This window comes from Microcoleus sp. PH2017_05_CCC_O_A (genome assembly GCF_020738785.1).
Lineage (GTDB): Bacteria > Cyanobacteriota > Cyanobacteriia > Cyanobacteriales > Microcoleaceae > Microcoleus.
Map to the genome: position 1 here is coordinate 1 of NZ_JAEQCB010000062.1, position 23,503 is coordinate 23,503.

Sequence of the window (23,503 nt, forward strand, 5' to 3'; positions counted from 1 at the left end):
AGTGGATAGGTTTTCTTTTTCACCCTCATTCTCTCCTAGCGCGGTGGCTCTAGTTCTTCTTTTGCCACCGTTCTCATCTTTGGTTAGTCTAAACTACAGTTATAAAGCAATACGGTTTACTTAACGCTTTTGATGAATTTCATCTGACGATTTTTGGATTATAAAGAGGTGAAGTAGATATTAAGAATATTTTACCACAGAGAACACAGAGAACACAGAGAGGGGAGGGATAAAAGGTTTTTTTACGACATCCAAAACCCTCGCAATACTCTGCGCCCTCTGCGCCCTCTGCGCCCTCTGTGGTTCAAAACTCTTCTCTTGATGGAGTGGATTGTATTTCAATACGGTTTACTTAATGCTTTTGATGAATTTAATCTGACGATTTTCTGGCAATATAGCCATTTTGGGCAAGTCAGATTTTTCTTAAGTCAACTGTATTGTCTTATAAAGAGCGCGCTGAAGCGCAACTACTTACCTAGTCAGTAAGGTTGAATAGACTTGCTGCACAAACAACCTATTTTTTTTCTGCTTCTTTTTCTGAAGGTGAAGGAGCTAGCAGACCGGAGATGGCGCCGATCGCATTACTGCCAATCACAACAAAAAGCGGAGGGATTTCCTTGCCCATGACAGAGAGTGTCATGCCAAAAGTAAGTGAAATCATAATCGAGCCTGCTAAACTGCCAACAATTAGGCGGTAACAAAAGTTATCAGATTTATACATGATTAATTCAATTGCGAACGATAGTTGACTGCCAAAATTAATATTTATGTTGCAAAACAAATATAATTTGGCGATTTGATGCGATAAAGTTTAGATGCGCTGCTATCAATAGTCGAGTGTTCCCTCGCTCATCTGCCGTTGTCACAAACTTCTAGTATTGGTGCGGGAAATAAGCCCGCTGAATGCTCTATCAGTAATTGCCCAACAAGCTCCGCTGGCATTCAACCATCGCTGAAGTTAGCGGATATTTTCATTTTGGATAACGGCATAGTTTCAGGTAGTAAGTAACAATAACAGCCCCAACGTCATTTAATGTGAATTGCGTTTGTGCTTTGGATGGTTTTTTGATTTGACCTTGGTTGTTTGCGAGTTGCTAGACTTGCTATTCCCCAGTTGTAGCTGTGGGGAAAAGCGGTTTAACAGTCGCTTTTTCTAGTGACGCTTGTTTGAGGTAGCTTAGATGAGTGACACAAGAAAGGAAGTTGGCTAATATATTTTAATGGATGTAACAGATGGATGTTGAGAGTTGAGGGTTGAGGGTTGACTTAATTAGACATTCTATGAGGCCGCACTTAATTATGTAAAGTAGCAGGGAATAATTGTGTAGCGGAGATTTATATCATGAGGTACAATGCGTTAAATTGGGGAATTTGCGTATGTTTGACTCGGTGCTTTTTATTACATCACGCAGCCAGTATTGCTAATTTGCGCGGAATTCGCGATCGCCAATTAGCTGAAACTAATTACTAATTATGCTCAAATGCAACAATCTGCGGATTTGGGCTGGATCTCTGAGAAGTTAGACTATTTATTATGTTAGTGAAAATAATTAGTAGATCGATCGCAAAAATATCTGGTACTATGCCCCTCGGTTTAGCGTTGACATTGCCATTCGTCGTGCAAACTTTCGCCGTAGTCAGTATAGTTGGATATTTGTCGTTCAAAAATGGACAACAAGCAATTCAAAAACTTGCAGACAACTTGCAGGGCGAAATCAGTGGGCGCATTCAAGAACACCTCGCGCATTACTTAGAAAAACCTTATAATATTGTCCAACTCAACGCAGGTGCAGCTCAACTTGGGAAACTGAGACCTGAAGATTTTCTAGAAACTGAACGCTCCTTTTGGCAGCAGGTAAAAATATTTTCATCGGTGCGTCAAATCTATTTAGGGACGAAAGAAGGTCAGTTTATTGGAGTTAGTCGAGAGGAATCTGGTCAATTAGTTACCAGAATTACAGAAAACTTTCCCCGACGTTCTTTTTATGAGCTAGATGCTTTCGGCGATCGAACGAAGCTGTTGCGTTTTGAACCAACTTATGACTTGCGAACTCGCCCTTGGTACATTGGTGCAACCGCAGCCGAATCACCGATATGGACTGCGATTTATACATTTTTTCAAGGCGATTTGGGAATCACTGTGGCTCAGCCATTTTATGATAAGAAGGGCGACTTTCGTGGCATCATGGCAGTCGATATTCTTTTGGGTCAAATTAGCGATTTTCTTAGAAAAATCAAAATTAGTCGATCGGGTCAGGTATTTATTATGGAGCGATCGGGCGCAATAGTTGGCAGTTCGACGGAGGAAAAACCGTACATTACTGACGCCAGTGGCAAATTGCAACGCTTGCCAGCAATTGATAGCACAAATCCCTTAACTGCATCGGCAGCAAAACACATAATTAGTAGTTTCAACTTGAGCTTAGTTGAACCACCACAAAAGCTACAATTTAAACTTAACAATCAATCTAATTTTGTACATATTCTGTCCTATAAAGACCAGGTAGGACTGGATTGGTTGGTGGTGGTAGTAATTCCAGCAAACGATTTCATGGATGAAATCAATAGCAACACCCGCAGCACTATTTTACTTTGTATCGCTGCCCTATTTCTATCAATAATTATTGGAACTTTGACAGCGCGATCGCTCACAAAGCCAATTCTGCGATTAAACGCAGCAGCCAAAAACCTTGCGGGAGGAGAATGGGAGCACAAAGTTGAGCTGGATCTCGATCGCACCGACGAAGTAGGGCAGCTAGCCAAATCCTTTACCAGCATGGCATCTCAACTGCAAATATCCTTCAATACCCTAGAAACTCAGAATCAAGAATTGCAGCAACTCGACAAACTCAAAGACGAATTCTTAGCCAACACTTCCCACGAATTCCGAACTCCCCTTAACGGAATGATCGGCATTGCCGAATCAATGATTGACGGCGCCACCGGAACGTTATCAGAAATTCAACAACAAAACCTCTCAATGATTGCCAGCAGTGGCAGGCGACTCAACGAACTTGTTGACAACATTCTTGACTTTGCCCAACTCAAAAATCAGAAACTAGAATTGCAGCTTCAGAGTGTAGGATTGAGGTCAATTGTCGAAGTGATTCTCACCGTTTGTCAACATTTAACGGCTGGCAAAGATTTAGAATTAATTAATGCCATCGATTCAGATTTGCCATTAGTTTTAGCCGACGAAAACCGCCTGCAACAAATCTTCTACAATTTAATTGGAAATGCGATTAAATTTACGGAATCCGGCACGGTAAAAATATCAGCAGCAATTGTAGATACCGACGGCAAAACATCTCTGGGAGTGTCCCCGTCAAATCTCCCAGCATCAAACCCAGATTTTAAAATAGCTGTCACGGTTTCCGACACAGGAATCGGAATTTCTGTCGCGAATCTCGATCGCATTTTTGAACCATTTGAACAAGGCGACGGTTCCACAGTCAGGCAATACGGAGGCACAGGCTTAGGTTTGACACTCTCCAAACAATTTGTCGAACTCCACGGCGGCAAAATATACGCAGAATCCCAAATCGGCATCGGTTCGCGTTTCACATTTACCCTACCTCTTTCTCCCGAAACCATTCATCCTAGCGAAGCAGGAATAAATCGGCAGCTAGCATCGCCAATTCAGGATTCAGAATCAGAAAACAACAGAAATAAAACTTATCTATCCTCCAATTGGAATGTGCCTAAACCCGCTCCGAATCCAGTAAAGCAAGCCACTGCGCTATTAGAAGTCGAAAAATTTAAACTTTTGATAGTTGATGACGATCCGATTAACCTGCAAGTTTTAAACAATCACCTTTCTCTACAAAATTACAGTGTCATTCAGGCACTAAACGGCGAACAAGCCTTATCACTCTTGGAAAGCGGGGTGCATTTTGACTTAATCATTCTCGACATCATGATGCCCAGAATGTCTGGTTATGAAGTCTGCGCTAAACTCAGAGAGAAATACCCATCTCACGAGTTGCCCGTAGTGATGCTAACTGCCAAAAATCAAGTATCAGACTTAATAGCAGGATTTCAATTCGGAGCAAATGACTATCTAACTAAACCCTTCTCGAAAGACGAACTGTTAACCAGAATTAAGTCTCACATCAATTTATCGCAAACTAATAGCGCCTACGGGCGATTTTTCCCCGATGCTTTCTTAGACTTTTTGAAAAAAGAAAGCATTGTGGATATCCAATTAGGGAATCATGTCAGCAAACAAATGGCAGTCATGTTTAGCGATATTCGCTCGTTTACTGCCCTTTCCGAAACGATGACTCCGCAGCAAAACTTTGACTTTGTTAATGATTACCTGCGAGAAGTAAGTCCAAAAATTAGAGAACATCACGGCTTTATTGTCAAGTATTTAGGAGATGGGATGATGGCTGTTTTTCCCAACGGTGCTGACGATGCTGTCAAAGGTGGAATCGCTAAACTGCAACAAGTGTACGAATATAATGCCGATCGCATACACAGCGGATATCCACCGATTCAAGTCGGCGTAGGAGTGCATTTTGGTCACATGATGGTGGGTATAGTTGGGGAAGCGGAGAGAATGCAGGGAGATGCTTTTTCGGATAATGTCAATTTAGCCTCTCGTCTGGAAAGTCTCACTAAGTTATATGGAGTATCTTTGATAATTTCCGAGAAAGTTTTGGATAATTTGACGGATCGCGAACAGTATCAAATCCGTTTTTTAGATAGAGTAATTGTCAAGGGAAAACAGCAGCCAATTTCTATCTATGAAGTCCTCGATGCAGAAACAGAGTTGCTCAGGGAAATGAAGTTACAAACTCAGACTGATTTTGAACGGGGTTTAGAACATTATCGCTCTCACGAATTTAAGGCTGCTAAAATCTGTTTTTATCAAGTTTTAGCCGTTAATCCTGACGATAAAACGGCTGCACTGTATTTGGAGCGAGTCAATCATTTGATTGAGAGAGGCGTACCGGAAAATTGGTCTGGGGTTTGGACTTTAACTCAGAAGTGATATCGTAGTATCGGTAGATAGTAGATTTGCGGGTTTCAAACAACTTAAGAATTGAGTCAACGACAATTTCTGTAACGATGGGGTTAAAGTCGGTAATAAAGTCATCGGCTTCCAGATTGGCCCTAAAAAATTGCTTAGCCCGATCGCACTGATAGCGCATTTCGTCAAATCCCACAATTTTGACCATAAACGTTGCTAGGGGGGAGTTTTCCAAATCGGTATTAGAACTGCTTTTCGCCCGCCCATTTTCTAATAAATTGAATACTTCTGTTTCTAAAGGAGTTTGAGGTTGGTGAGGTTTCTCTATTTCAGGAAAAAAGCTTTCCAGACGGATGCCTTTATCGGCTCTATCTGGCAGTTCTCCCATCATCATGGCCAGAGAAACATCGAGTCCCAAACCTGAAGAAAGAGCTTCCAGCAGGGCGATAGCAGCCAGTTTGCACCCCAGATAAAGCTGGGCAATTTCGAGATTGTACCTAGCAGTAGTTTCCCAGCGTTGATATGTGCGATCGTCTGGGAATCCCTCAAACTGCCGAAAAATCACCTCGGGCTTGAGATAAGTCAGAAAACCCTCCATCTTCAGCAAAGCAACTCGGTAGTCGCGAACTGTATAAAAACCGTAGCTGGTGATATTGTGATTAGTTTCCGGTAATAAATTCCAGGTATTTGCCAAAAAATGGGCTGAACTTTCGTGAGCAAAACTAATTACATCCCGGTTGGCAATTCGCACAGCTTTTTTCACTGTTTCCCGTATTTGCTCATCAGTTAAACTGAGGTGAAACAGGCTAGTTATTGCTTGCAAGCGGTCATAAAGGCGCCCAGTTGCGGTGACTCCCCACTCGGCGGAGCGAAACGGAATTGTTTCTTCTATGCAGGCGACAATTTGAAGCAATTGCTCGGGCTTGAGAAATGGTTCGAGAGATTTTGCTGCAACTAAAGCGCTGAGAAATTCGTTTTGTCCGACGAAGGGATTGAGCACTTCTCCGGGTACAAAACCGAATATGAGCATTACCATTTCTAAGGTAGCATCAGCAGGGAGTTCAGATTGCTCCCGAATCCGTAGCTGTTTGTTAACCTCTTTGGTAACAGGAGTGATGTAGTAGCTGACGTTAAAGTTAATGCTGTGATCGACTTGTACGTAGACGATATCGTGAAATAAAGCTGCCAAAACCTCGATCGCATCTTGATTTCCCCCGACCTCAAAAATATGTTCGGGAGTATGGAAAAACCGCCAGGGCCCGGTCATCGGCTGAACTATAAGTTCGGCAATCCGAGCTAGTTCGGTTGGTTCGACTTCTGCGTTGAGGCGAGCGATCGCCCAAATCAGCTTTTCTAAGCATTGTAAGTATGCTTCTTTGCTATCAATCACAGTCTTTTCCACTAACATTACACCCACTTCTACCATCCTCTTATTGTTTTTATTTTTCCGTAAATTTGCCCCGTTTTTTATTTCTGAGTTTTTTTGAAGAGATTAACAGGAATTTAGGAAGCAAATACTTCCTTGAAATCAACTTAATTCCCTGTAGCAGATCTGCCTTGTTTTCCCAATCTAATTAGGACAAAGTATGATAAGTAAACCACATAAATTGCTAAACCTGTCAAACCCAAAAATCCCAAAAATTGAGGGCTTGCTTTAGCATGAAACATCTGTTTGTACAGCCAAGGCGGGTCAAACCAAACGCTGCAAAAAGGTTCGTCAATTACTTGTATTTGAGATTTAAAGGCACAGGTTAAGAAGGGAATTTGAGCTAGAGCGCCCAAACCGCTGTAAACAGTAATCGCCCACCGCCAAGCTGTAAAAGCCAGCTTTAAAGACGACTGCGGTCGATCGGCAATTTCGTCGTTTAAATCTTCCCAAAACCACAGACAAGCAGGAATCAATGCCCTCCCCATCACCGACGACACAAAGCTTACAGGCAGTGCAGCCATCATCAGGTAAAGTGTAATTGCCAACAAACTCGCCACCCGCCAATAAATCATCAACAAACGGACGATCGCGTCAGCCTTGGCAAAAACAGCCCAAATCAGCACTACCAGTGGAATCGAAACGGTTAATAACACCGACAACCGGTAATCCATCCACACAAGTGGTTGAAACCAAGGCCCGGTGGCTGCCAATAAAAGACTAAACATCTTTGGGAAAATATACTTACTTATTTGTGAAAGATTTTACTACAAAAGCGCTCAAAAAGCAGGGATAAGATAAGACGGCGGTTGAAACCGCGTCTATAAAAACGAAGTCCGCCGGACGCCGACTGAAGAAGAAGATCGCGTAATTTTAAGCGTCGGTTCTTCAACCCGCGGAGGCGGGTTTGGTCTGTGTAGACGCGGTTTCAACCGCCCGGTGTTCTTGCCAAGGTAATTGATAAACCGATCAAAAAATCCCGCGCCAAAATTAACTTTCGGCGCGGGATCGAAGGGATAGAGCTAAATTGCTCGTTTATTCGTCGTAGATGCGGCACTCAGCAGCGTCAGGATTGTCGTCGCAATACTTTTCAAAAGAATTCTTAGGTTTGACTTGCTTTTGGTGGGAAGCTTCAGCTTGCAGTTCTTCAACTGCGTCCCACGCTGCTGCACATTCCCCGGAAGTGGCGCCCTTCAAGTCACAGACGGTACGAGCGCTTTCTAGTTCTTCTTCAATTTTTTCTTCGATGTTGCCTGCGGGTGTTGTTGTCATAAACTTGTTGGTATGAAAGGTTTTCTTTTTGGATGTTAGCTTGTGTTTGACTTGCCGTTTCTGTCTGGCGATCTCAACTAATACTAGCTTGAGATGTGCTGCTGTGGCAGCCCAGATAGAAACCATCCCTAACTGCGATCGCAGCCGCCGTCTTTACTTCCTGCTTTGCCCAGATCCCGTCGGCGGGTTCTAGTCCACAGGCATGAATGCAGGTTGAGCTGACCTGACTTTTTATGAAAACATTACACGAAGTTGGTGTGTCAAACTGTATTGAGCTTTATCTTTTAAGATTTTGCTGAACACGGCTTTTAACACTAAACAGATTGAGTCGAGACTCATGTTAACTTATGTTAACACGATCGCGGACTGCGAGGGGAATCGATCGCCCCATAAAACCGTCCCGTCAGTGGCCTGTTCCGGTTAGCCTAAGTATTGTAAAACTTTATTAAAACTATAAGCAACAGTAAGCAATAGTAGTACCATATAGTCAGGAGGGCAAAATGAAACTACCCGATTACGCAAAAGCAATAGGCATCAGTTATACAACAGCTTGGCGGTGGTGGAAGACTGGCAAGCTACCACATCCGGCACGGCAAACAGAAAGCGGTTTAATTATAGTTGACTATTCGCCACAAAAACCACGTTCGGAGTTGAAACAAAATCGAGTTGCAATTTACAGCCGAGTCTCGTCTTCTGAAAACAAGGAAAATCTCAACCGCCAATCACTTCGATTAACCGAATATGCGATAGCCAACGGTTATCAAATCGTCAGAAATGTCAAAGAAATTGGCAGCGGATTAAATGACAACAGAAAACAACTAGAAGCTTTACTCCAACAAGATGACTACAATATTCTTTTAATTGAACATAAAGACCGTCTAGCTAGATTTGGCACACATTATCTAGACATACTTCTACTAAGATCAGGAGTTAAGCTAGAAATTGTCAATTTAGCCGACAATGGGCGAGATGAATTAATGCAAGACTTAGTGGCTGTTGTCACAAGTTTTGCTGCTCGACTTTACGGACAACGCCTGGGAGCACGAAAAACGGAGAGAATCATTGCCGAGTTAAAAAATGGAGAGTCTGAATGCAATTAGCAGAGAGACATATCATTAAATCCACAGAACATCGTTTCGCCACTATCGATCGGTTAGCCTTTAAATCAAAAAATCTCTACAATGCTGCCAACTACGTTATCCGCCAAAACTTTGTATACGGATGGGGGTATCTCAACTACAACAAAATGGCTCAGTTGATGAAATCTCATCCAGCATACAAAGCATTGCCAGCGAAAGTAAGCCAACAAATCTTGATGATATTGGACAAGAATTGGCAAGGTTTTTTTGCAACCGTTAAAGCTTATAAAATGCAGCCCACAAAATTCACGGGATGCCCAAAACTACCTAAGTATAAAGATAAAGTCAAAGGGCGAAACCTTGTTGTATACACAATTCAGGCGATTAGTAGTAAGCAATTACCGAAAGGAATTATCAAAATTTCAGGGACTGATATCTCAATTAAAACTCAGGTAAAACCAGAGAAAATATGTCAAGTTAGGTTAGTTCCCAAGTGTGATTCTTATGCGATTGAGGTAATTTACGATGAGCCGGAGTCCACCAGTGATGCAAATCAGAAAGAATCAGTAGCTAGTATAGATTTAGGATTGAATAATTTAGGAGCGCTAACTTCAAATCAGCCGGGGTTTGTCCCTTTACTGATTAACGGGCGACCACTGAAATCAATTAATCAATTCTACAACAAACGTAAGGCACATATACAGTCTCGATTGAAAGGTCTGCGCCAAACATCGCGTAGAATTCAGCGCTTGACTCGTTGTCGAAACCAGAAAATCGATAATTACTTGCACCATGCCAGTCGTGACATTATCAATCTTTTAAGAGAACTCAAGATTGGGACTCTGGTAATTGGCAAAAATGTACAATGGAAAAACGAGATAAATTTGGGGAAAAAAACTAATCAGAACTTCGTCACAATTCCTCATGATCGATTGATTGAGATGTTGGAATATAAGGCTGCATTAGTTGGGATAAGAGTGATGTTACAGGAAGAATCATATACTTCTGTCTCCAGTTTTATTTCTTTAGACCCGATTTCTGTTTACGGTCAGAATAGCGCCCAGGATGTCAAGTTTAGTGGCAAACGAATTAAGAGAGGATTGTACAAAACATCGAGCGGTCAATTAATTAATGCCGATGTTAATGGGTCTTACAATATCATGAGAAAAGCAATCCCAAATGCTTTTAGCAATGGGATAGGGATCTGCGTAGCTCAGCCGAGGCGGGTCAATCCGCTCGAAGTAAGAAAGAAGGGGGAGGGACTTCATGCCTCCTGTGTCATGTAATAAATGACTATACTTTTACAAGCTATAGAAATAGTTTTTATAGAGAAGTTTGCCTTATGTACGAAAACCAAATGCAATGGGTCAGTGCTTTATCAACCCGTCCGTCTTTAGAATCAGCCCTGAAAGAAGTTGTAGAACAAGCCGATCGCGAATTAGAAGGCCCGGCAGATTTAGCACTGATCTTTATCTCGTCTGCCTTTGCTAGCGAGTATTCTCGGCTGATGCCTTTACTGCAAGAACTGCTGCCCGTGCCCGCGATTTTGGGCTGCGGCGGGGGAGGAGTCATCGGCACGAACCGGGGCGGGCTCACCGAAGAAGTAGAGGGTTCTCCCGCAGTCAGCCTGAGTTTAGCCCGCTTACCTGGAGTAAACGTCAGAACTTTTCACGTCGGTGCAGAAGAACTGCCGGACTTGGACAGCCCCCCGGATACTTGGGTGAATGTCTTGGGTGTGCCTGCCCAGGAAGAACCGCAGTTTATCATCTTGGCAGACCCATTTTCCTCACAAATTAACGATTTGCTCCAAGGACTCGATTATGCCTATCCGGGCGCGCCGAAGGTAGGAGGACTGGCCGGCGGGGACGGTGCGGGCAGAGGTGCGGCGCTGTTTTGCGACTATCAGTTGTACCGAGAAGGGACGGTGGGAGTGGCTTTGAGCGGGAATATAGTTCTGGAAACGATCGTCGCGCAAGGCTGTAGACCGATCGGGCATCCTTATCGGGTGACGGAAGGAGAGCGCAATATTTTGCTGAAACTCGAAGAACAAACCGACGATATGGGCAGCAGGGGCATCGAGCGATCGCCCTTAGACGCCCTGCGAGAGTTAGTTCAAACTTTGAGCGAAGCAGACAGAGAATTAGCGCAGCACTCGTTATTTGTCGGCTTAGTCAGCGATGAATTCAAGATGACATTAGAGCCTGGGGATTTTTTAATCCGCAATTTGTTGGGTGTAGATCCGAAAGTGGGGGCAATTGCGATCGGCGATCGAGTCCGTCCCGGACAGCGCATCCAATTTCACCTGCGGGACGCCCGCACCTCCGCAGAAGATCTAGAAATGCTGCTCGATCGGCATCAGCGATCGGCCGAGGACAGGGGTACATCCAGTGCCGGCGCCTTGATGTTCTCCTGTCTGGGGCGCGGGGAAGGGCTTTACGGTCAATCGAACTTTGACTCGCGACTGTTCGGCAGATACCTCAAAAACATCCCCTTGAGCGGCTTTTTCTGCAACGGCGAAATCGGCCCTGTCGGGGGCAGCACATTTCTGCACGGTTACACCTCCGTATTCGGGATTTGCCGCCAAAATTCCTAATTTTGTTGACTGTTGATGGTTGATATCATCTCAAATCCGGTGGCATCGGAATTATTAGCCAAAATTAGGAGACGGCAGTGCCGTTTCCCTACAATATTATTTTCGGTAGGGACACGGCACTGCCGTCTCCTCCGTTGCTTTTGACCAAAAAATAAAAGCGGCAGTCACCTGCCGCTTTTAGCTTTAACTAGATATCGGGAAACCTTAGAAACTAAAGGTTGTCCGCAGGACTCCTACCCAGATATCATCATTGCGTTTGTTGTGTTCCGGATTCATAATCACATAAACGCCCGGTGTCACCGAAATAAAGTCATTAACTTGGAAGCGATAGAAACCCTCTAAGTGATAAGAGGTGTCGCGGTCTCTTCTGACATCGCTGCTAGTAACTTTTGGCGGTACGCCGGCAATAAAACCGAGGAGGTTCCCAGGCTTGCCAAAATCTGGCAGGGCCAAGAAAAGAGCACCATTTTGAATAGTAGCGTCATTGTCGGCACGGCGTTCTTGGTGAGCCTTGGTGTAACCGTACCAACCGCCAAACTGGAAGCGGGGGCTGGGTTTGAGGTTAAGTTGTACCCCAAAGTTATCTGATGCAGTCGATATTTGACCGAAGGGACGGTTAGCCAAGGAACTGCCCGTATTGCCCATGATCGCAACATCGCCACCCCGATTGTATTTCCGGTTGTAAGTTGCACCAATGTCAATAAATTTGCTTAGGGAGAAGTTGAGCTGACCCAAAGCGCTGAAAGAACCGTCGAAAACGCCCCGGCCATTAGCTGGGTTGGGAGCATCGCCGTCGGAGGCAAGATAGGCGACTGTGGCTCTCACGGCGCCAAAGTTGTATTTGATAGCAGCACCTGCTCCTTCGGGGCCGCGGAACACTGCGGGGTTGTAACGTCCAAACGCGGAGAGAGCGCCGCTACCAGGACTTTCTAAGGGAGAATTGAGCTCAGCAACGTCATCGAGCCTCAGTCCTTTCGGCCCGAACCAGACTGTAGCGTTGCCTGCGGGGAAGCGATACCACAATTGATCCAGGGAGAATTGGCTGCCGTCTTCGCCGGTGATGGCGAGGCGAGCCATGTTCGTATTAGTGGCAGTAGCTGCACCGTAGTTGGGGATGTTTCTAGCTTGCAAGCGGGTTCTGAGCAAGTCTTTGCCGGTGAAGCTGGTGTTGAAGTTCAACCGCACCCGGTAGCCGAGGGTGGTGGTAGTTTTGTCGTCGTGCTTGCCGACACCATCTCCGAAGCTGTCGCTGGCGAGAAAAATGGCTTCTCCTGCCAGTTTGGTTGTGGTGGAGAACTGGTTGGCTTCGAGTTCTGCGGTGCGAGCTTCCAGACCGTCTACTCGTCCGCGCAGGGTAGCGAGTTCGGCTGCAAATTCTTCTTGCAGGCGTTGCAGGATGGCTAAGTCGTCTTTGGTGACGAAGGTCGATGTTGCCGAGCTAATTTGCTTGGTTACTTGGTCTAAGCAAGCGTTGACGCCGGCTGCAAATTCGTAGCGAGTCAGGGCGCGGTTGCCGCGGTAGGTGCCGTCGGGATAGCCTACGATACAACCGTAGCGTTCGACTAGCGATTGCAGGGCTTGGAATGCCCAATCTGTCGGCCGCACGTCGGAGAGCTGAGAGACCGATGTCACTTGGGACATGGCTCCAGATGGTTCGGCGGGGAGGGCTTGGGGTGCTGCTGGGACGATCGGGCCACCCATGCCTGCGGGTGCTGTCTGAGCAATTTCTACCTTGGCGGCTGGGGTGCTAGCAATTGCTGGCACTTCAGTTTTGGCGGTTGCTGTCGGGGTGCTTTCCACTGCCAAGTCTGAGGCTTGGGGCAATGGTTGGGCTGTGGTGACAGCAGGTAGGGGAGCGATCGCTGCCGCTGTGGTGGCGGGGGCGATGGGCGCTGCTGCATTGATGTCGATCGCTGCTGTTTGCAGTTCTGTGGCGCTGGTTTCTGGTGCGATTGCTGCCAGTTTTTCGGCGTCTGCGGAGTTGGCGATCGGGGTTTCGGCCGCCGGAGCGATGCTGTTTAAAGCCAGCTTTTCTGGGGCAGCAGGGGTTGCTGCAACTGGTTCTACAATTTTTGACTCAGATGGCTGTGCTGTTGCTACCTGGTTGGCTTCAGCGGTTGCGGTCGCTTCAGTAGCGATCGCAGCGGTACTGACGACTGATGATAGCCCCAGAATTGCCGGGGATACTAGAAGTAAATTCCAAAAAGTTCTGTTCATTTTCCTCACACCTTCACACTCTATTCAACTCGATCGGCAATTCCCAACTGATACTTTTTGTGGTTCCTTGCCTGTTGACAATAACTGCCAAAAAAATAGAACCTATCCATAACTGTTGATGCACAGTAGGCGTGTCTAGTTCCTGCTTGAACGTAGAAGGCTGGCCCTTTTTACAGCCCAGACCCCAATTTAGGTCAAGCCCACATTACACTACGCTTGATTATACCATCAGTTGCTAATTTCATCTGTCGATCGCCAGACTTGCTGGAGTTGCTTTCTCCGACAGGGCGATCGACAACCAGTGGTATGGGTTAGACCACAATCGCCTCAAACTGACAAATACTGATAGTCCTTGCTTATGTCTGAGTTAACACACACTTATAGGTAGGATTAGGGCTGCTTGTCGCATTCCTTATACAGCTTTCGATCCTATTATGTCAAGCTTTTTAACCTAACTTTAAACCTCGCGGCCCGGACGGGGTTATTTTTCCGCCAGCAGTGGGGAACGGAAGGTTAAACGCTGCTAGATGCACCCGTGGGGGCAAAATTCCAGTCTTGACCAATTTGGGTGTTCTGATGCGCCCACCAGTCGAGACTTGCCAGCGCGATCGGCATTTTTGAGATGCCCCGTTCGGCGACTTGAATTTGCCAATATTTTAACACAATTTTTTTGTAGTTTGACAGTGGCAGCAGACTGAATGTCTGTGACCTAAAATTAAAGTTTTGTTCCCTCGCTGCGAAGGAGTTTTACAGCCAGTTATTTTTTTGGCACAGCCGATGTCTTTCAAATCACCTTTTGTATGTGATTTATGCTACCGAACAAGGAGCTATTGAGCCTTCACCATTCCTGGACGGATCAACCCGGTCAAATGGACGAAAATACTTGCTTTGATGCGATCGATCGCAGTTAAAAAAACGGTGTATGAGAGCAAGGAGTGCCTCCAGGACATTCCTCATTCGCTACTAACACAATAAATAAATGCCACAAATTATTAGAGGGCGATCGAAGAACCTGTAGATGTGGCAATGCACTTAACCTCGCTCTGGTATGTTACATTGAGGCGCAGCATCTATCTTTTTTGCCACCTTCCATCTATGACTTTGATTAAAAGCAAACTGGGCTTCTTAGTAGTTATCTTATTGATATTAGGATTGTTTTTTCGATTCACCAACATCGACACAAAGTTTTATTGGTATGATGAAGTATTTACTTCCCTGCGGATTTCGGGATACACGCAAACAGAAGTGCTGCATGAAATAAGCAGCGTTCAGTTAGTCGGCGCACAAGATTTGATGAAATATCAGCGCTCCAATCCCGCAAAAAATTTTGGCGATACAGTTAAAGGTATTGCCATTGAAGAACCTCAACTGCCGCCTCTATATTTTCTGGCAGTCAAGTATTGGGGAAAACTATTCGGTGATTCTCCTTTATCGACGAGAAGTTTCTCAGTTTGGGTGAGTTTGTTAGCATTTCCCGCTCTGTACTGGCTGTGCCGAGAATTGTTTCCAGCACCAGAAGTGGCGTGGATAGCCGTGGGATTGCTAGCAGTTTCTCCCTTGCACGTGCTTTACGCTCAAGAAGCTCGTCCCTACAGCTTGTGGCCGGTGCTGATTTTAGTTTCTTGTGCGTCTCTGCTGAGAGCAATGCGGCTTCAAACTAAGCTAAGTTGGAGTATTTATGCAGTAGCAACTATTCTGGGATTTTACACACACTTGTTTAGCCTGTTAGTCGCTTTGGGACACGGAATTTATGTATGGGGAATGCAAGGTTATAGGTTGAATCGCAAGGTAGTTAATTACGTGATGGCAATTGGCTTGTCTTTGGTAGCTTTTCTGCCTTGGATGGTGATTCTAGTAATAAACAAAAAGGCAGCAAAAGAGGCGACTCTTTGGGCGAATGGAGACAGTAATTTGCTATCTTTGATTAATAATTGGAGCGGGAATATCGGTCGTGTTTTTTGGGATTTTGGGCTAAATTCTCAGGCTACATCAATAAATTTGATTGGGTTGATGGCAGCGACTTTGATTTTATTGGCAATCGTAAGTTATGCGGTTTATTTTCTGTGTTGTGAGACAAAGAAACAGGTTTGGCTGTTTTTGCTGGTGTTGATGGCGGTGACAGCAGTGGCAGTGATGCTACCAGATGTTATATTGGGAGGAATCCGATCGACTAAACCTCGCTACCTATTTCCGACTTATTTGGCGATGCAAATATCTGTGGCTTACCTGTTAGCGACTAAAATTAGCGCGCTGGGCGTGCCAAGCTGGAAACGGCAGATGTGGAAAGTTCTGACAGTTGTATTGCTAACGGGATCTGTGCTGTCGAATATTGTTAGTTCTCAAGCCGATACTTGGTGGACGAAGGAATTGGGCCGGGAAAATCCCGTAATTTCTCGGAGGATCGATCGCGCTCCTAAGCCGCTGGTTGTCAGTGATATCTCGGAAGTCACTCTGGGAAATATACTGTCAATGAGTCATTTGTTAGAGCCGAAAGTGATGTGGCAATTGGTGTTGCTTGACCAGGAAGGGCGCCGTCAAGCTCAGTTGCTAGACCCACCCGCGATACCCAAAATTCCCAGCGGTTTTAGCGATGTTTTTGTTTACGGGCGAACGCAGAATTTTAGTGCTAAGCTGGCAAAAATGCACAACTCGAAAATAGATGTGCCGAAAAAACAAACAATCCAAATGTTGTGGGTTGGCAAGTTAGAAAAAGAGTGAGAGTTATGGAAGATTTTGGTATTATTATTGCCTGCTGCGACCAGGATTATCTGTTTGCTAAGGGTTGCTGTGCTAGCATTCGATATTTCCTGGGAGATGTACCGATTTGTTTGTTGATTGATGGTACGTTTTCTGTGAGTGCTTTGGAAAAGTCTTACGGGGTGCGAGTTATCGATCGCACAAACGTTTCCCAAGAGGTTCTCAGGAAAAGAAGTTTTGGGTGGGGTAAAACTAAAATGATTGCTTTCTGGGAAAGCCCTTGGTCGAATTTTATGGTTTTGGATGCCGATACGATCGTCTGGGGCGATGTTCTGAAATTGGCTAATTTTAAAGAATTTGATTTTACGATAGATAAGCCTTGTTACGATTACTCGGATGCAGATGTTTCGGAATTTTTCTTTGATATTCCGGGCGTTGAAAAGCATTTCCCGAAGTTTCGGTGGTCGGAATCGCGATCGAACTATTTCTGCACGGGTACTTTTTTTGCTAAACGCGGTATTTTTAGCTTGGAAGAATACATAGAAATTTTAGATTTTACGGAGGCTAATCCGGGGATATTTAAGTACGGAGAAATGGGGTTTTTGAACTTTATGATTTTCCGGGCGGCCGGGGAAAATCGACTGCGGGTGCAGAATGTGGATATGCAGTTGTTGGTGCCGGATTTTGACCAGGATTTGCTGAGAAAGCGGTTTCCGGTGGCAGAAAACGGGCCTGCGGGCGATCGCGAGTCGGCGACTGTGATTCACTGGTGCGGGCCGAAGCCGACTTTATCGACATCTAAGGTTTACTCGGAACCGATGAATTTTTGCCGCCGCAAGTGTCAGGAGGATGCTTGGGATCGCACGGGTTTGGCTGCGGAGATGTCGCTGCAAGTTGAGGATTTTCAGCGATCGATCTATGTGTATAAGAATAAGTTTAAGAAGAAGTTTCGGCAGTTAGTGCGATCGACTTGAAAAAATACCACAATTAAGTTTGTAGTAAGGACTTTAGTCCTTATATTATGTCCGGTAGATTAGACCTCTTGCATAAGTCTTCGATCGATCCTTCAACCGCAGATTTCAGACAGATAAACACAGATTAACGCAGATAATTTCAGGGTGTTTTCCGATTTTTGCAAGAGGTCTATTACCGATAATCTAATTAGTTTGTAGTGAGGACTTTAGTCCGAGGGAAAGAAGGACTAAAGTCCTCACTACGAACCAATTTGATTGTGGTTATTAAATGTGAATATTATTCATCGAGCGAGCGATCGACAATTTAACCTTCCAGAGGCAAAGTGGGCGCGGCTGGCGGTAAAACTTGGCGGTGAACGCTGACTTTGTGACTTTCCCGCTGAGTTTGCATTTCGACGGCGATCGCCTCAAATTCAATTTCCATGCAGCCGTAGGGAATCTCTAACTCGATACTAGCTCGCATATTTCCCAACCCGGTAGCTGTAAATTCGGTAATCCAGCGCGGCCCGTCGAGAATTAGGTAGGTTTGCCGATCGAATACCCAAACTTTTACATAAATCCGCGGCATTAATTCCGGTAGTTGCACTTTCACTATTACAGCCTGGCCTGCAAGGATTTGGGCGCGCGGCAATTCCAGGATGGGCATCGGTACTGACTCGTCTTCTGACAAAACGTAGGGAGTTGGTGGAGTTGCTTCTGCTTCTACTTTGGTGGTTTTTTGAGCAACTTGTTTCGGCTGCGGGGGCTCGTCAAACACCACAAATTCTCTCGCTTCCGGGCCAGTAGGTTGCGGTTGGGAAATGGTTTCCCTGATTGCTGGTTGCACTTTAGTTGGGCTGCTTTCTTCGACGACTGTTATGGCTTCGCTGGTATTGGGGGTGGCTTTTGGAGTTGGCGACAGGCTGGTTGCTTTCAGCCATTCGGGGGATTCGCCGGTGCTGGCTAGGGAACTCAGTCGCGACCAAAATCTATTTTGGACGTTTAAGGTTTGAAATGCCTTTTGTGAGGGGGGTGGCGTAGGTTCTGGGGCTGGTGTTTCTGGTTCGGGAGTGTTTTGGGGTTTTTGGTCGATCGCCCGAACTTCGGCCTTTTCTGGGGTAGTTGCGATGTCTGAGGGTTTGGTTGGTTGGTCGATCGCCCCGGCGGATGTTCTAGACGAATTGGTGATTTCTGAGAGCAATTGCGATCGGCTGCTGTCGGGCAGTTTGTTACCGAATGCCGGCAATTCTAGGCCGCCCGCACTTGGAGTCTGGCGGGAATTTAGTTGAGGGGGTAGGGATTCATTGCTTAAAGATTCATTGATAGCGACTTCTGCGGGAGATGGCAGATCTAAGCTTTTTTGTGCTACCCGGAGGAAGGATGGATGTACTTCTTTCCGAGGTGGTCTGACTGCTGTTGGAGAGGGTTCGGCTTGATGTTTTTCTTCGATGAAATCGTCTTTAATTGCTTCTAGCAGGTGTTCTAAACCGGCTGTAATTGTAAATAGTTTGGTGGCTAAAGTTACATCGCCGCTGCTAAGAATTGCTTCTCCTAAAATTAGGCGACTTTTGCAGTCGGGTGGGATGTAGGTAACGCAGGCAAAGATGCAGGGAGGAGCTTGTTCTGGCATCGGCTGCTCGATTTGGGCGAGTATTTGTGAGGTTTGGGGGTCTCGCAGGTAAATTTGCAGTTGTGCTGAACCGATGAGTTTTTGGAGTTCTTGAAGTTGCGATTCGGGGATGGGAGGTGGTGTTCTTCTGGTTTTTTGAGGTGGTTGGGGAATGTCGATTTTGCCGGAAATGATTAAGGGGCGGCCGAGTTGGGTGATGAAGGTTTCTCGATCGAGTACGAGTTCAAGTTCGAGTTTGACTGGGGGGTTCGGCGGCTGAGGCGTTTGGGGAAGGGGGAATTGGTAGATTTTGGTCGGCTGCGGTGGAGGTGGAGGTGGGGCTGGGATTTGGGTTGGTGTCCGATCGACTGCTGCTGCGTTTTCTGAGGCTGCGGCTTCGGAGGAGTCGATCGCGGGTAGGGGTTCGGAAGTTTCCGATTCTGCGGGCAATACTTCTAATTGCACGCCATACTGCCAAGATTTTGCTGGTTCTGATTTGGAATCTGGTAAGCAGGAGAGTTCCCACATTCCGGGTTTGAGACGGGTGTAGGGAATAATCACGACTAATCCTTCGGGGTTGGTGCGGGCCGATCTGCTTTGGACTTTCCGCTGGGGGGCCGTTTCGTCGAAGGATGTATGGATGATGCGAATTTCGATGTCGGTGTTGGGGTGCTGAATGCGCGCCACGACGCGATATTTGCCTTCTAGAATTTCCACGTCGGGGGTTTCTAGGGGCAACCAGGCGCGATCGCCTTCTTTCTGTAGTAAAAATTCTAATTTTTTCATTTTTGTTTCCCCTTGAAGGCTCCCGCTTGATTTGTCACAGGTTGGTGGTGGTTGGTTGAGCGACAGCTACAGATATTGAATTACTTTATGTTTTATAGCCTATCACCTCGATCGGTCAAGAGGCTCGATGGACAGTTGACAGTTGACAGTTGACAGTTGACAGTTGACCGCTGACAGTTGACCGCTGACAGTTACATAGTACGAGCATCAAACTGTTTATGCTAAAGAGTCCTAGCATATATCGATTCTATTCTATATATTTATCTCAATATCGGTAGTGGCGGTTGCTATATCGTTCCGTACAATTATCGCCATCCAAGAGCGATCGACTTACCAAACAGAGCCATTCTTCAATCTAAAATCTAAAATCTAAAATCTAAAATCTAAAATTCATTGACGGCGGCCCCACAAGCCGCTACGCTGTGAAATTAAGGTTGCTTTGCTCGAAGAGGAAGCAGCCAGCGTCGCCCGAAAATCTAGTTGCACTGTCCAAAGCTGCTGTAACAGCTAAGGACAGCTAACCGCCAAACTGGGATGAGCAGTATGGAGGCTAATCGAGGATAACATTCTCTGTCGCCGCCCTGCCTTTTGTTAGTATGCGGGGCGGCTGGGTTTTTGGGTTTTCCTCACCAGAAAAACCAAAAACTAGGAGACCATATTATGTCACAGGAATTTTTGCCTGACGATAACTCGTCCGTTAGCGAAGCCCTCGAAGAGGATCGTCCAAATGACGACTTTGAATCGGAACAGGAAGTCTTGCAGATAACCGTTTTCGGTTCCCACAAAGCCGTTTTAGAAACCATCCACACGTTGTACCGGCTGGGATTTGCAGCCGTCGGCGATTGGAGTCCTCCGCAGCGAGGGTCAAAACCAGGACAAGTGATTAGTGTACTGATTAAGCGATCGGGCAAAGTCTAGAAATTGGGCGGTCTTCATCTTTTTGTGCGGGCTAGAAGCCCACCCCACAATATTTTAAATAAACCCAATTGTGAAACAGGCATCTTGCCTGTTTATCCCCCAATTGTGGCACAGGCATCTTGCCTGTTTCTCCCTCAATTGCGGCCCAAAAGATTTAACTTTTTGTGCGGGCTAGAAGCCCACCCCACAATATTTTAAATAAACCCAATTGTGTAACAGACATCTTGCCTGTTTCTCCCTCAATTGTGGAACAGGCATCTTGCCTGTTTCTTCCCAATAGTGGAACAGGCATCTTGCCTGTTTCTCCCCACAATTACGCAATGACTATCTTAAGTAAACCGTATTGATTTATAGCCTTTCTCAAAAAGATGAGGTATGACTGACAGCTTACATAACCCTTCAACTAAGAGGGCTCAAGCCCAACAACGTACCTCATATGAGAGCTAGATCCGCTATAACTGTTTCTCCCCCATAGTGGAACAGGCATCTTACCTGTTTCTCCCCGACAATTACCAAGGACTGCCGATCGTACTAAAAGCGGCCCAATAATAAGGATGCGATAAATTTTTGCTCTCAAGTTTGGGGATAGACGGCGGCAACGGAGTTTCTCCCCTAGAACTTCGCAGTTGCCCATTTTCGATGGTGACTTTACCTTTAATCGCAGCAATTTGTGCTTGCCTGAGAGCTTCAGCTTTAATGATTGGAGGATCTTGAGGTTTGCTGATTTTTAACTGCTGGTAAAACTCTGTCATCAGCGCCAGAGTCCCCGCATCTGACACATACCACAAACTGGCGAGGGCAGATTTTGCTCCCGATTGCAACGCTAAGCCGCCAAATCCGAGTTCTGCTTCTTTGTCTCCCGAGGCAGTTCTACAGGCGCTCAATACTAACAGTTCCAGTGGCGGATTGTTCCATTTCAAATCTCTCATTTGAGATAATCTGAGTTGGTTATCCCAAAATTGAATGTAGGAGTTATCTGGGCTTCCGGGGCGGAATTCCGCGTGAGTCGCCAGGTGGATGATGCCGTATCTTTGTTGCAGTCGCTGCGATTGCAAGTTAACGATGGTAAAATCTTCGTTGATAAAGGATTGACCTGGCCACTGTCGGGCGATCGCACTTAATTCTAACGGAACAGCCGGTAGCGGTTGTTTGTTCGCGGTTTCTGAGAAATTTTCTGCTCCCATTGCTAGGACGTGGGAGTTTCTGAGATCGGCGTAATTGATGTCTATCAGCTTGAATGCCGGAATCCGCGACATACTGTATTTTTCGATCAAAAATTGCTTTCCGTCGTGCATTGCTGCTAGGGGTACCGTTCGCAAACCTTCGCCGACGCAGAACAGCAAGGTGTCAATTTTTGCTATTTTCAAGTCTGCTTCTAGCGGTGCAATTATCCATTGATAAAGTTGTTGAGCTGATTCTAGATAGCTGGTAGTATTAATTTGTGCTACTTTGGTGATTTCGCTGGTAAATGCTTGGACGACTGGCACCAGTTTGTCTTTTTGGGCTGAGGGGACGCTGCGGTTAATTGGCGGGCGATCGGGCAATATTAAGATTAGTTCTAGTTGGTCTGTGCGCGGGATGGCGTAAATTAAAGCTGGTTTTTTCTTAGTTTGAACTGCTAGGCGGGAAAGAGTTTTTGATATTGATTGGGCGGTTTTTTCGCGGGCGGCAAAGTCTTGTTCAAAGTATGTTTGATAGTCTTCTTCCCAGTCTTTTTCGATTCTGGTGACGGCTTCGGTGAGGTTTCCGCGATCGAGAATTTGTCTCATTTCTTGCCCGTTAAGTCCGCCTGGTTCTGGCTTTTGGGCAATGGTAGCGAGGTTCGCGGTGCTCCAGCAGAAAAGTATGGCTGTCAAACAGTAAAAAATAGCTCTTTTGATTTTTTTCTGAGTTGCGTGTTTTTGACGGTGCTGCTGGGATTGGTAGTGCATGGTTTTGGGGCGGTTAGACCATTTTCGATTTGCGATTAAAGAATTGGGAATGATGGTTAAAATCGAATTTTTTGAAACAATAATAACGGCTTATTTGACTGCTGCACCACTCTGGATCGTAAAAACCGTTGGTTCGGAGTGCGATCGTCCTGCTCGGTTGCCGATCGCGCTTCCTGTAAATAATTAACTCTGCTGGCGATCGCGATTATAGCATTCTTTGTAAATTATGCAGAAGTTTTGCATAAAAATCGCAGATCCCGACAGATAGGCAAATAGAAGGCATTGCAGGGGATATGGCGGCTCCGACAGCCGGCGCACCAGTCGCTCTGGGAGCATTCGCTCAACCCGGCGGCCTGCATAGCTGGTTGGAGACTATTTTTCTGAGTAACCTTGGAACAAGAGATGCCTACTAAGGACGAAATTGACGATCGGCTCAAACAGCTAGCTATAGCTGCCCAAAATCACCAGCCTAAAACTTTAGGGCGACAGAAAGCTGTGACCAGATTAGTGATGGAAATTGAAAAATATAAAATCATTAACTGTCCGCAGAATAAGAATTTTTCCTACGCAATTTATCAGGAGATTTTGCTGGAAGCCAAACAGGAACTGATGTTTCGCATTTCCCGGGAAATTCACAACTACCGACCTGAAAAAGAGGTCAGCCAGTGGGTAAATTTCTTGATAGTTAAATGTTTTCAAGAAACCACCCCTAAAGTTATAGGTAGGAAAGATTTACCAACTGTATACTACGGAGATATGGAACCCGTTTTCAATCAAATGGAAAAGCAGCAGGTCGAACATGAATCTTGTCCAATTGCAGCAGGTCTAATCGAGATGATTGAAGAAGATCCGGGCGATATTTTTCAAAACGAAGTGATGAGAAAGCACGCCCACGTCAACTTTAAATTGTTGCTGGTCAAGAGAGTGATAGAAGATGCAAGCTTGCAGCAAATCTCCGAAGAGTTAGGAGTAAGTATTTCAAGTTTGAGCAGTTTTTACCAGAGGTCTTTGGAGAAATTCACGCCCAGATTCCGAGAATACTTGTAG

Annotated in this window: 19 protein-coding genes; 10 read left to right on the forward strand and 9 right to left on the reverse strand. The window is 45.6% G+C overall.

Annotated features, from left to right (window positions below; translation table 11 throughout):
• Positions 1 to 514: 514 nt before the first annotated feature.
• On the reverse strand, positions 515 to 661 hold the full coding sequence (locus tag JGK20_RS15530) for a hypothetical protein (RefSeq protein WP_293183019.1): 147 nt from the start codon (positions 659 to 661) through the stop codon (positions 515 to 517).
• 681 nt (positions 662 to 1,342) lie between these two features.
• Between JGK20_RS15530 and JGK20_RS15535 the strand changes: the two genes are divergently transcribed.
• Both JGK20_RS15535 and JGK20_RS15540 read left to right on the forward strand, forming a co-directional pair.
• On the forward strand, positions 1,343 to 1,471 hold the full coding sequence (locus JGK20_RS15535) for a hypothetical protein (protein WP_293183017.1): 129 nt from the start codon (positions 1,343 to 1,345) through the stop codon (positions 1,469 to 1,471).
• Positions 1,472 to 1,534: 63 nt separating this feature from the next.
• Complete coding sequence (locus tag JGK20_RS15540; protein ID WP_293231233.1) at positions 1,535 to 4,996, forward strand: response regulator; 3,462 nt, start codon at positions 1,535 to 1,537, stop codon at positions 4,994 to 4,996.
• On the opposite strand, the gene JGK20_RS15545 is transcribed toward JGK20_RS15540, so the two are convergent.
• The 3 genes from JGK20_RS15545 to JGK20_RS15555 all read right to left on the reverse strand — a co-directional run bounded on the left by JGK20_RS15545 (position 4,929) and on the right by JGK20_RS15555 (position 7,673).
• Positions 4,929 to 6,383: a hypothetical protein gene (locus JGK20_RS15545; RefSeq protein ID WP_293231285.1), complete on the reverse strand. Its 1,455-nt coding sequence runs from the start codon at positions 6,381 to 6,383 to the stop codon at positions 4,929 to 4,931. The two genes, JGK20_RS15540 and JGK20_RS15545, sit on opposite strands and share 68 nt — an antisense overlap.
• 125 nt (positions 6,384 to 6,508) lie before the next feature.
• Positions 6,509 to 7,129: a DUF3177 family protein gene (locus tag JGK20_RS15550; protein WP_293231236.1), complete on the reverse strand. Its 621-nt coding sequence runs from the start codon at positions 7,127 to 7,129 to the stop codon at positions 6,509 to 6,511.
• A gap of 307 nt (positions 7,130 to 7,436) precedes the next feature.
• Entirely contained in the window at positions 7,437 to 7,673 is a 237-nt protein-coding gene (locus JGK20_RS15555; protein ID WP_293151347.1) for a Calvin cycle protein CP12, read from the reverse strand.
• A gap of 500 nt (positions 7,674 to 8,173) precedes the next feature.
• Here JGK20_RS15555 and JGK20_RS15560 point away from each other — a divergent pair, with 500 nt between their 5' ends.
• Genes JGK20_RS15560 through JGK20_RS15570 form a run of 3 tightly spaced genes read left to right on the forward strand, consistent with a single transcriptional unit; the run spans position 8,174 to position 11,345 of the window.
• Positions 8,174 to 8,773 carry an IS607 family transposase gene (locus JGK20_RS15560; RefSeq protein WP_293183009.1) on the forward strand — a complete coding sequence of 200 codons (600 nt, stop codon included), beginning with the start codon at positions 8,174 to 8,176 and terminating at the stop codon, positions 8,771 to 8,773.
• Complete coding sequence (locus JGK20_RS15565) at positions 8,764 to 10,038, forward strand: transposase (RefSeq protein WP_293231239.1); 1,275 nt, start codon at positions 8,764 to 8,766, stop codon at positions 10,036 to 10,038. Before JGK20_RS15560 ends, JGK20_RS15565 begins: the two co-directional genes overlap by 10 nt.
• Before the next feature lie 56 nt (positions 10,039 to 10,094).
• A complete protein-coding gene (locus tag JGK20_RS15570) occupies positions 10,095 to 11,345 on the forward strand; it encodes an FIST N-terminal domain-containing protein (RefSeq protein WP_293231242.1) in 1,251 nt (416 codons plus the stop codon).
• 204 nt (positions 11,346 to 11,549) lie between these two features.
• Here JGK20_RS15570 and JGK20_RS15575 read toward each other — a convergent pair whose 3' ends face one another.
• From JGK20_RS15575 to JGK20_RS15585, 3 genes are all read right to left on the reverse strand, one after another.
• Positions 11,550 to 13,562, reverse strand: coding sequence for an iron uptake porin (locus JGK20_RS15575; protein WP_293231245.1), 2,013 nt, complete (start codon positions 13,560 to 13,562; stop codon positions 11,550 to 11,552).
• 513 nt (positions 13,563 to 14,075) lie between these two features.
• Complete coding sequence (locus JGK20_RS15580; RefSeq protein ID WP_293223921.1) at positions 14,076 to 14,225, reverse strand: hypothetical protein; 150 nt, start codon at positions 14,223 to 14,225, stop codon at positions 14,076 to 14,078.
• Between the two features lie 164 nt (positions 14,226 to 14,389).
• Positions 14,390 to 14,512, reverse strand: coding sequence for a hypothetical protein (locus JGK20_RS15585; RefSeq protein WP_293231248.1), 123 nt, complete (start codon positions 14,510 to 14,512; stop codon positions 14,390 to 14,392).
• 145 nt (positions 14,513 to 14,657) lie between these two features.
• On the opposite strand from JGK20_RS15585, the gene JGK20_RS15590 reads away from it, so the two are divergent.
• Entirely contained in the window at positions 14,658 to 16,280 is a 1,623-nt protein-coding gene (locus tag JGK20_RS15590; RefSeq protein ID WP_293231251.1) for a glycosyltransferase family 39 protein, read from the forward strand.
• A gap of 5 nt (positions 16,281 to 16,285) precedes the next feature.
• Positions 16,286 to 17,233, forward strand: a complete 948-nt coding sequence (locus tag JGK20_RS15595; RefSeq protein ID WP_293231254.1) for a hypothetical protein — start codon at positions 16,286 to 16,288, stop codon at positions 17,231 to 17,233.
• 304 nt (positions 17,234 to 17,537) lie between these two features.
• Here the strand turns inward: JGK20_RS15595 and JGK20_RS15600 are convergent, their stop codons facing one another.
• Positions 17,538 to 19,607: a hypothetical protein gene (locus JGK20_RS15600; RefSeq protein WP_293231257.1), complete on the reverse strand. Its 2,070-nt coding sequence runs from the start codon at positions 19,605 to 19,607 to the stop codon at positions 17,538 to 17,540.
• 660 nt (positions 19,608 to 20,267) lie between these two features.
• Between JGK20_RS15600 and JGK20_RS15605 the strand changes: the two genes are divergently transcribed.
• Positions 20,268 to 20,525, forward strand: coding sequence for a hypothetical protein (locus JGK20_RS15605; RefSeq protein ID WP_293185809.1), 258 nt, complete (start codon positions 20,268 to 20,270; stop codon positions 20,523 to 20,525).
• A gap of 509 nt (positions 20,526 to 21,034) precedes the next feature.
• On the opposite strand, the gene JGK20_RS15610 is transcribed toward JGK20_RS15605, so the two are convergent.
• A complete protein-coding gene (locus tag JGK20_RS15610; protein WP_293231260.1) occupies positions 21,035 to 22,456 on the reverse strand; it encodes a CHAT domain-containing protein in 1,422 nt (473 codons plus the stop codon).
• Here JGK20_RS15610 and JGK20_RS15615 point away from each other — a divergent pair.
• Together JGK20_RS15615 and JGK20_RS15620 are read left to right on the forward strand one after the other, a co-directional pair.
• Positions 22,455 to 22,643: a hypothetical protein gene (locus JGK20_RS15615; protein WP_293231262.1), complete on the forward strand. Its 189-nt coding sequence runs from the start codon at positions 22,455 to 22,457 to the stop codon at positions 22,641 to 22,643. The two genes, JGK20_RS15610 and JGK20_RS15615, sit on opposite strands and share 2 nt — an antisense overlap.
• A 215-nt stretch (positions 22,644 to 22,858) precedes the next feature.
• Entirely contained in the window at positions 22,859 to 23,503 is a 645-nt protein-coding gene (locus JGK20_RS15620; protein WP_293231264.1) for a hypothetical protein, read from the forward strand.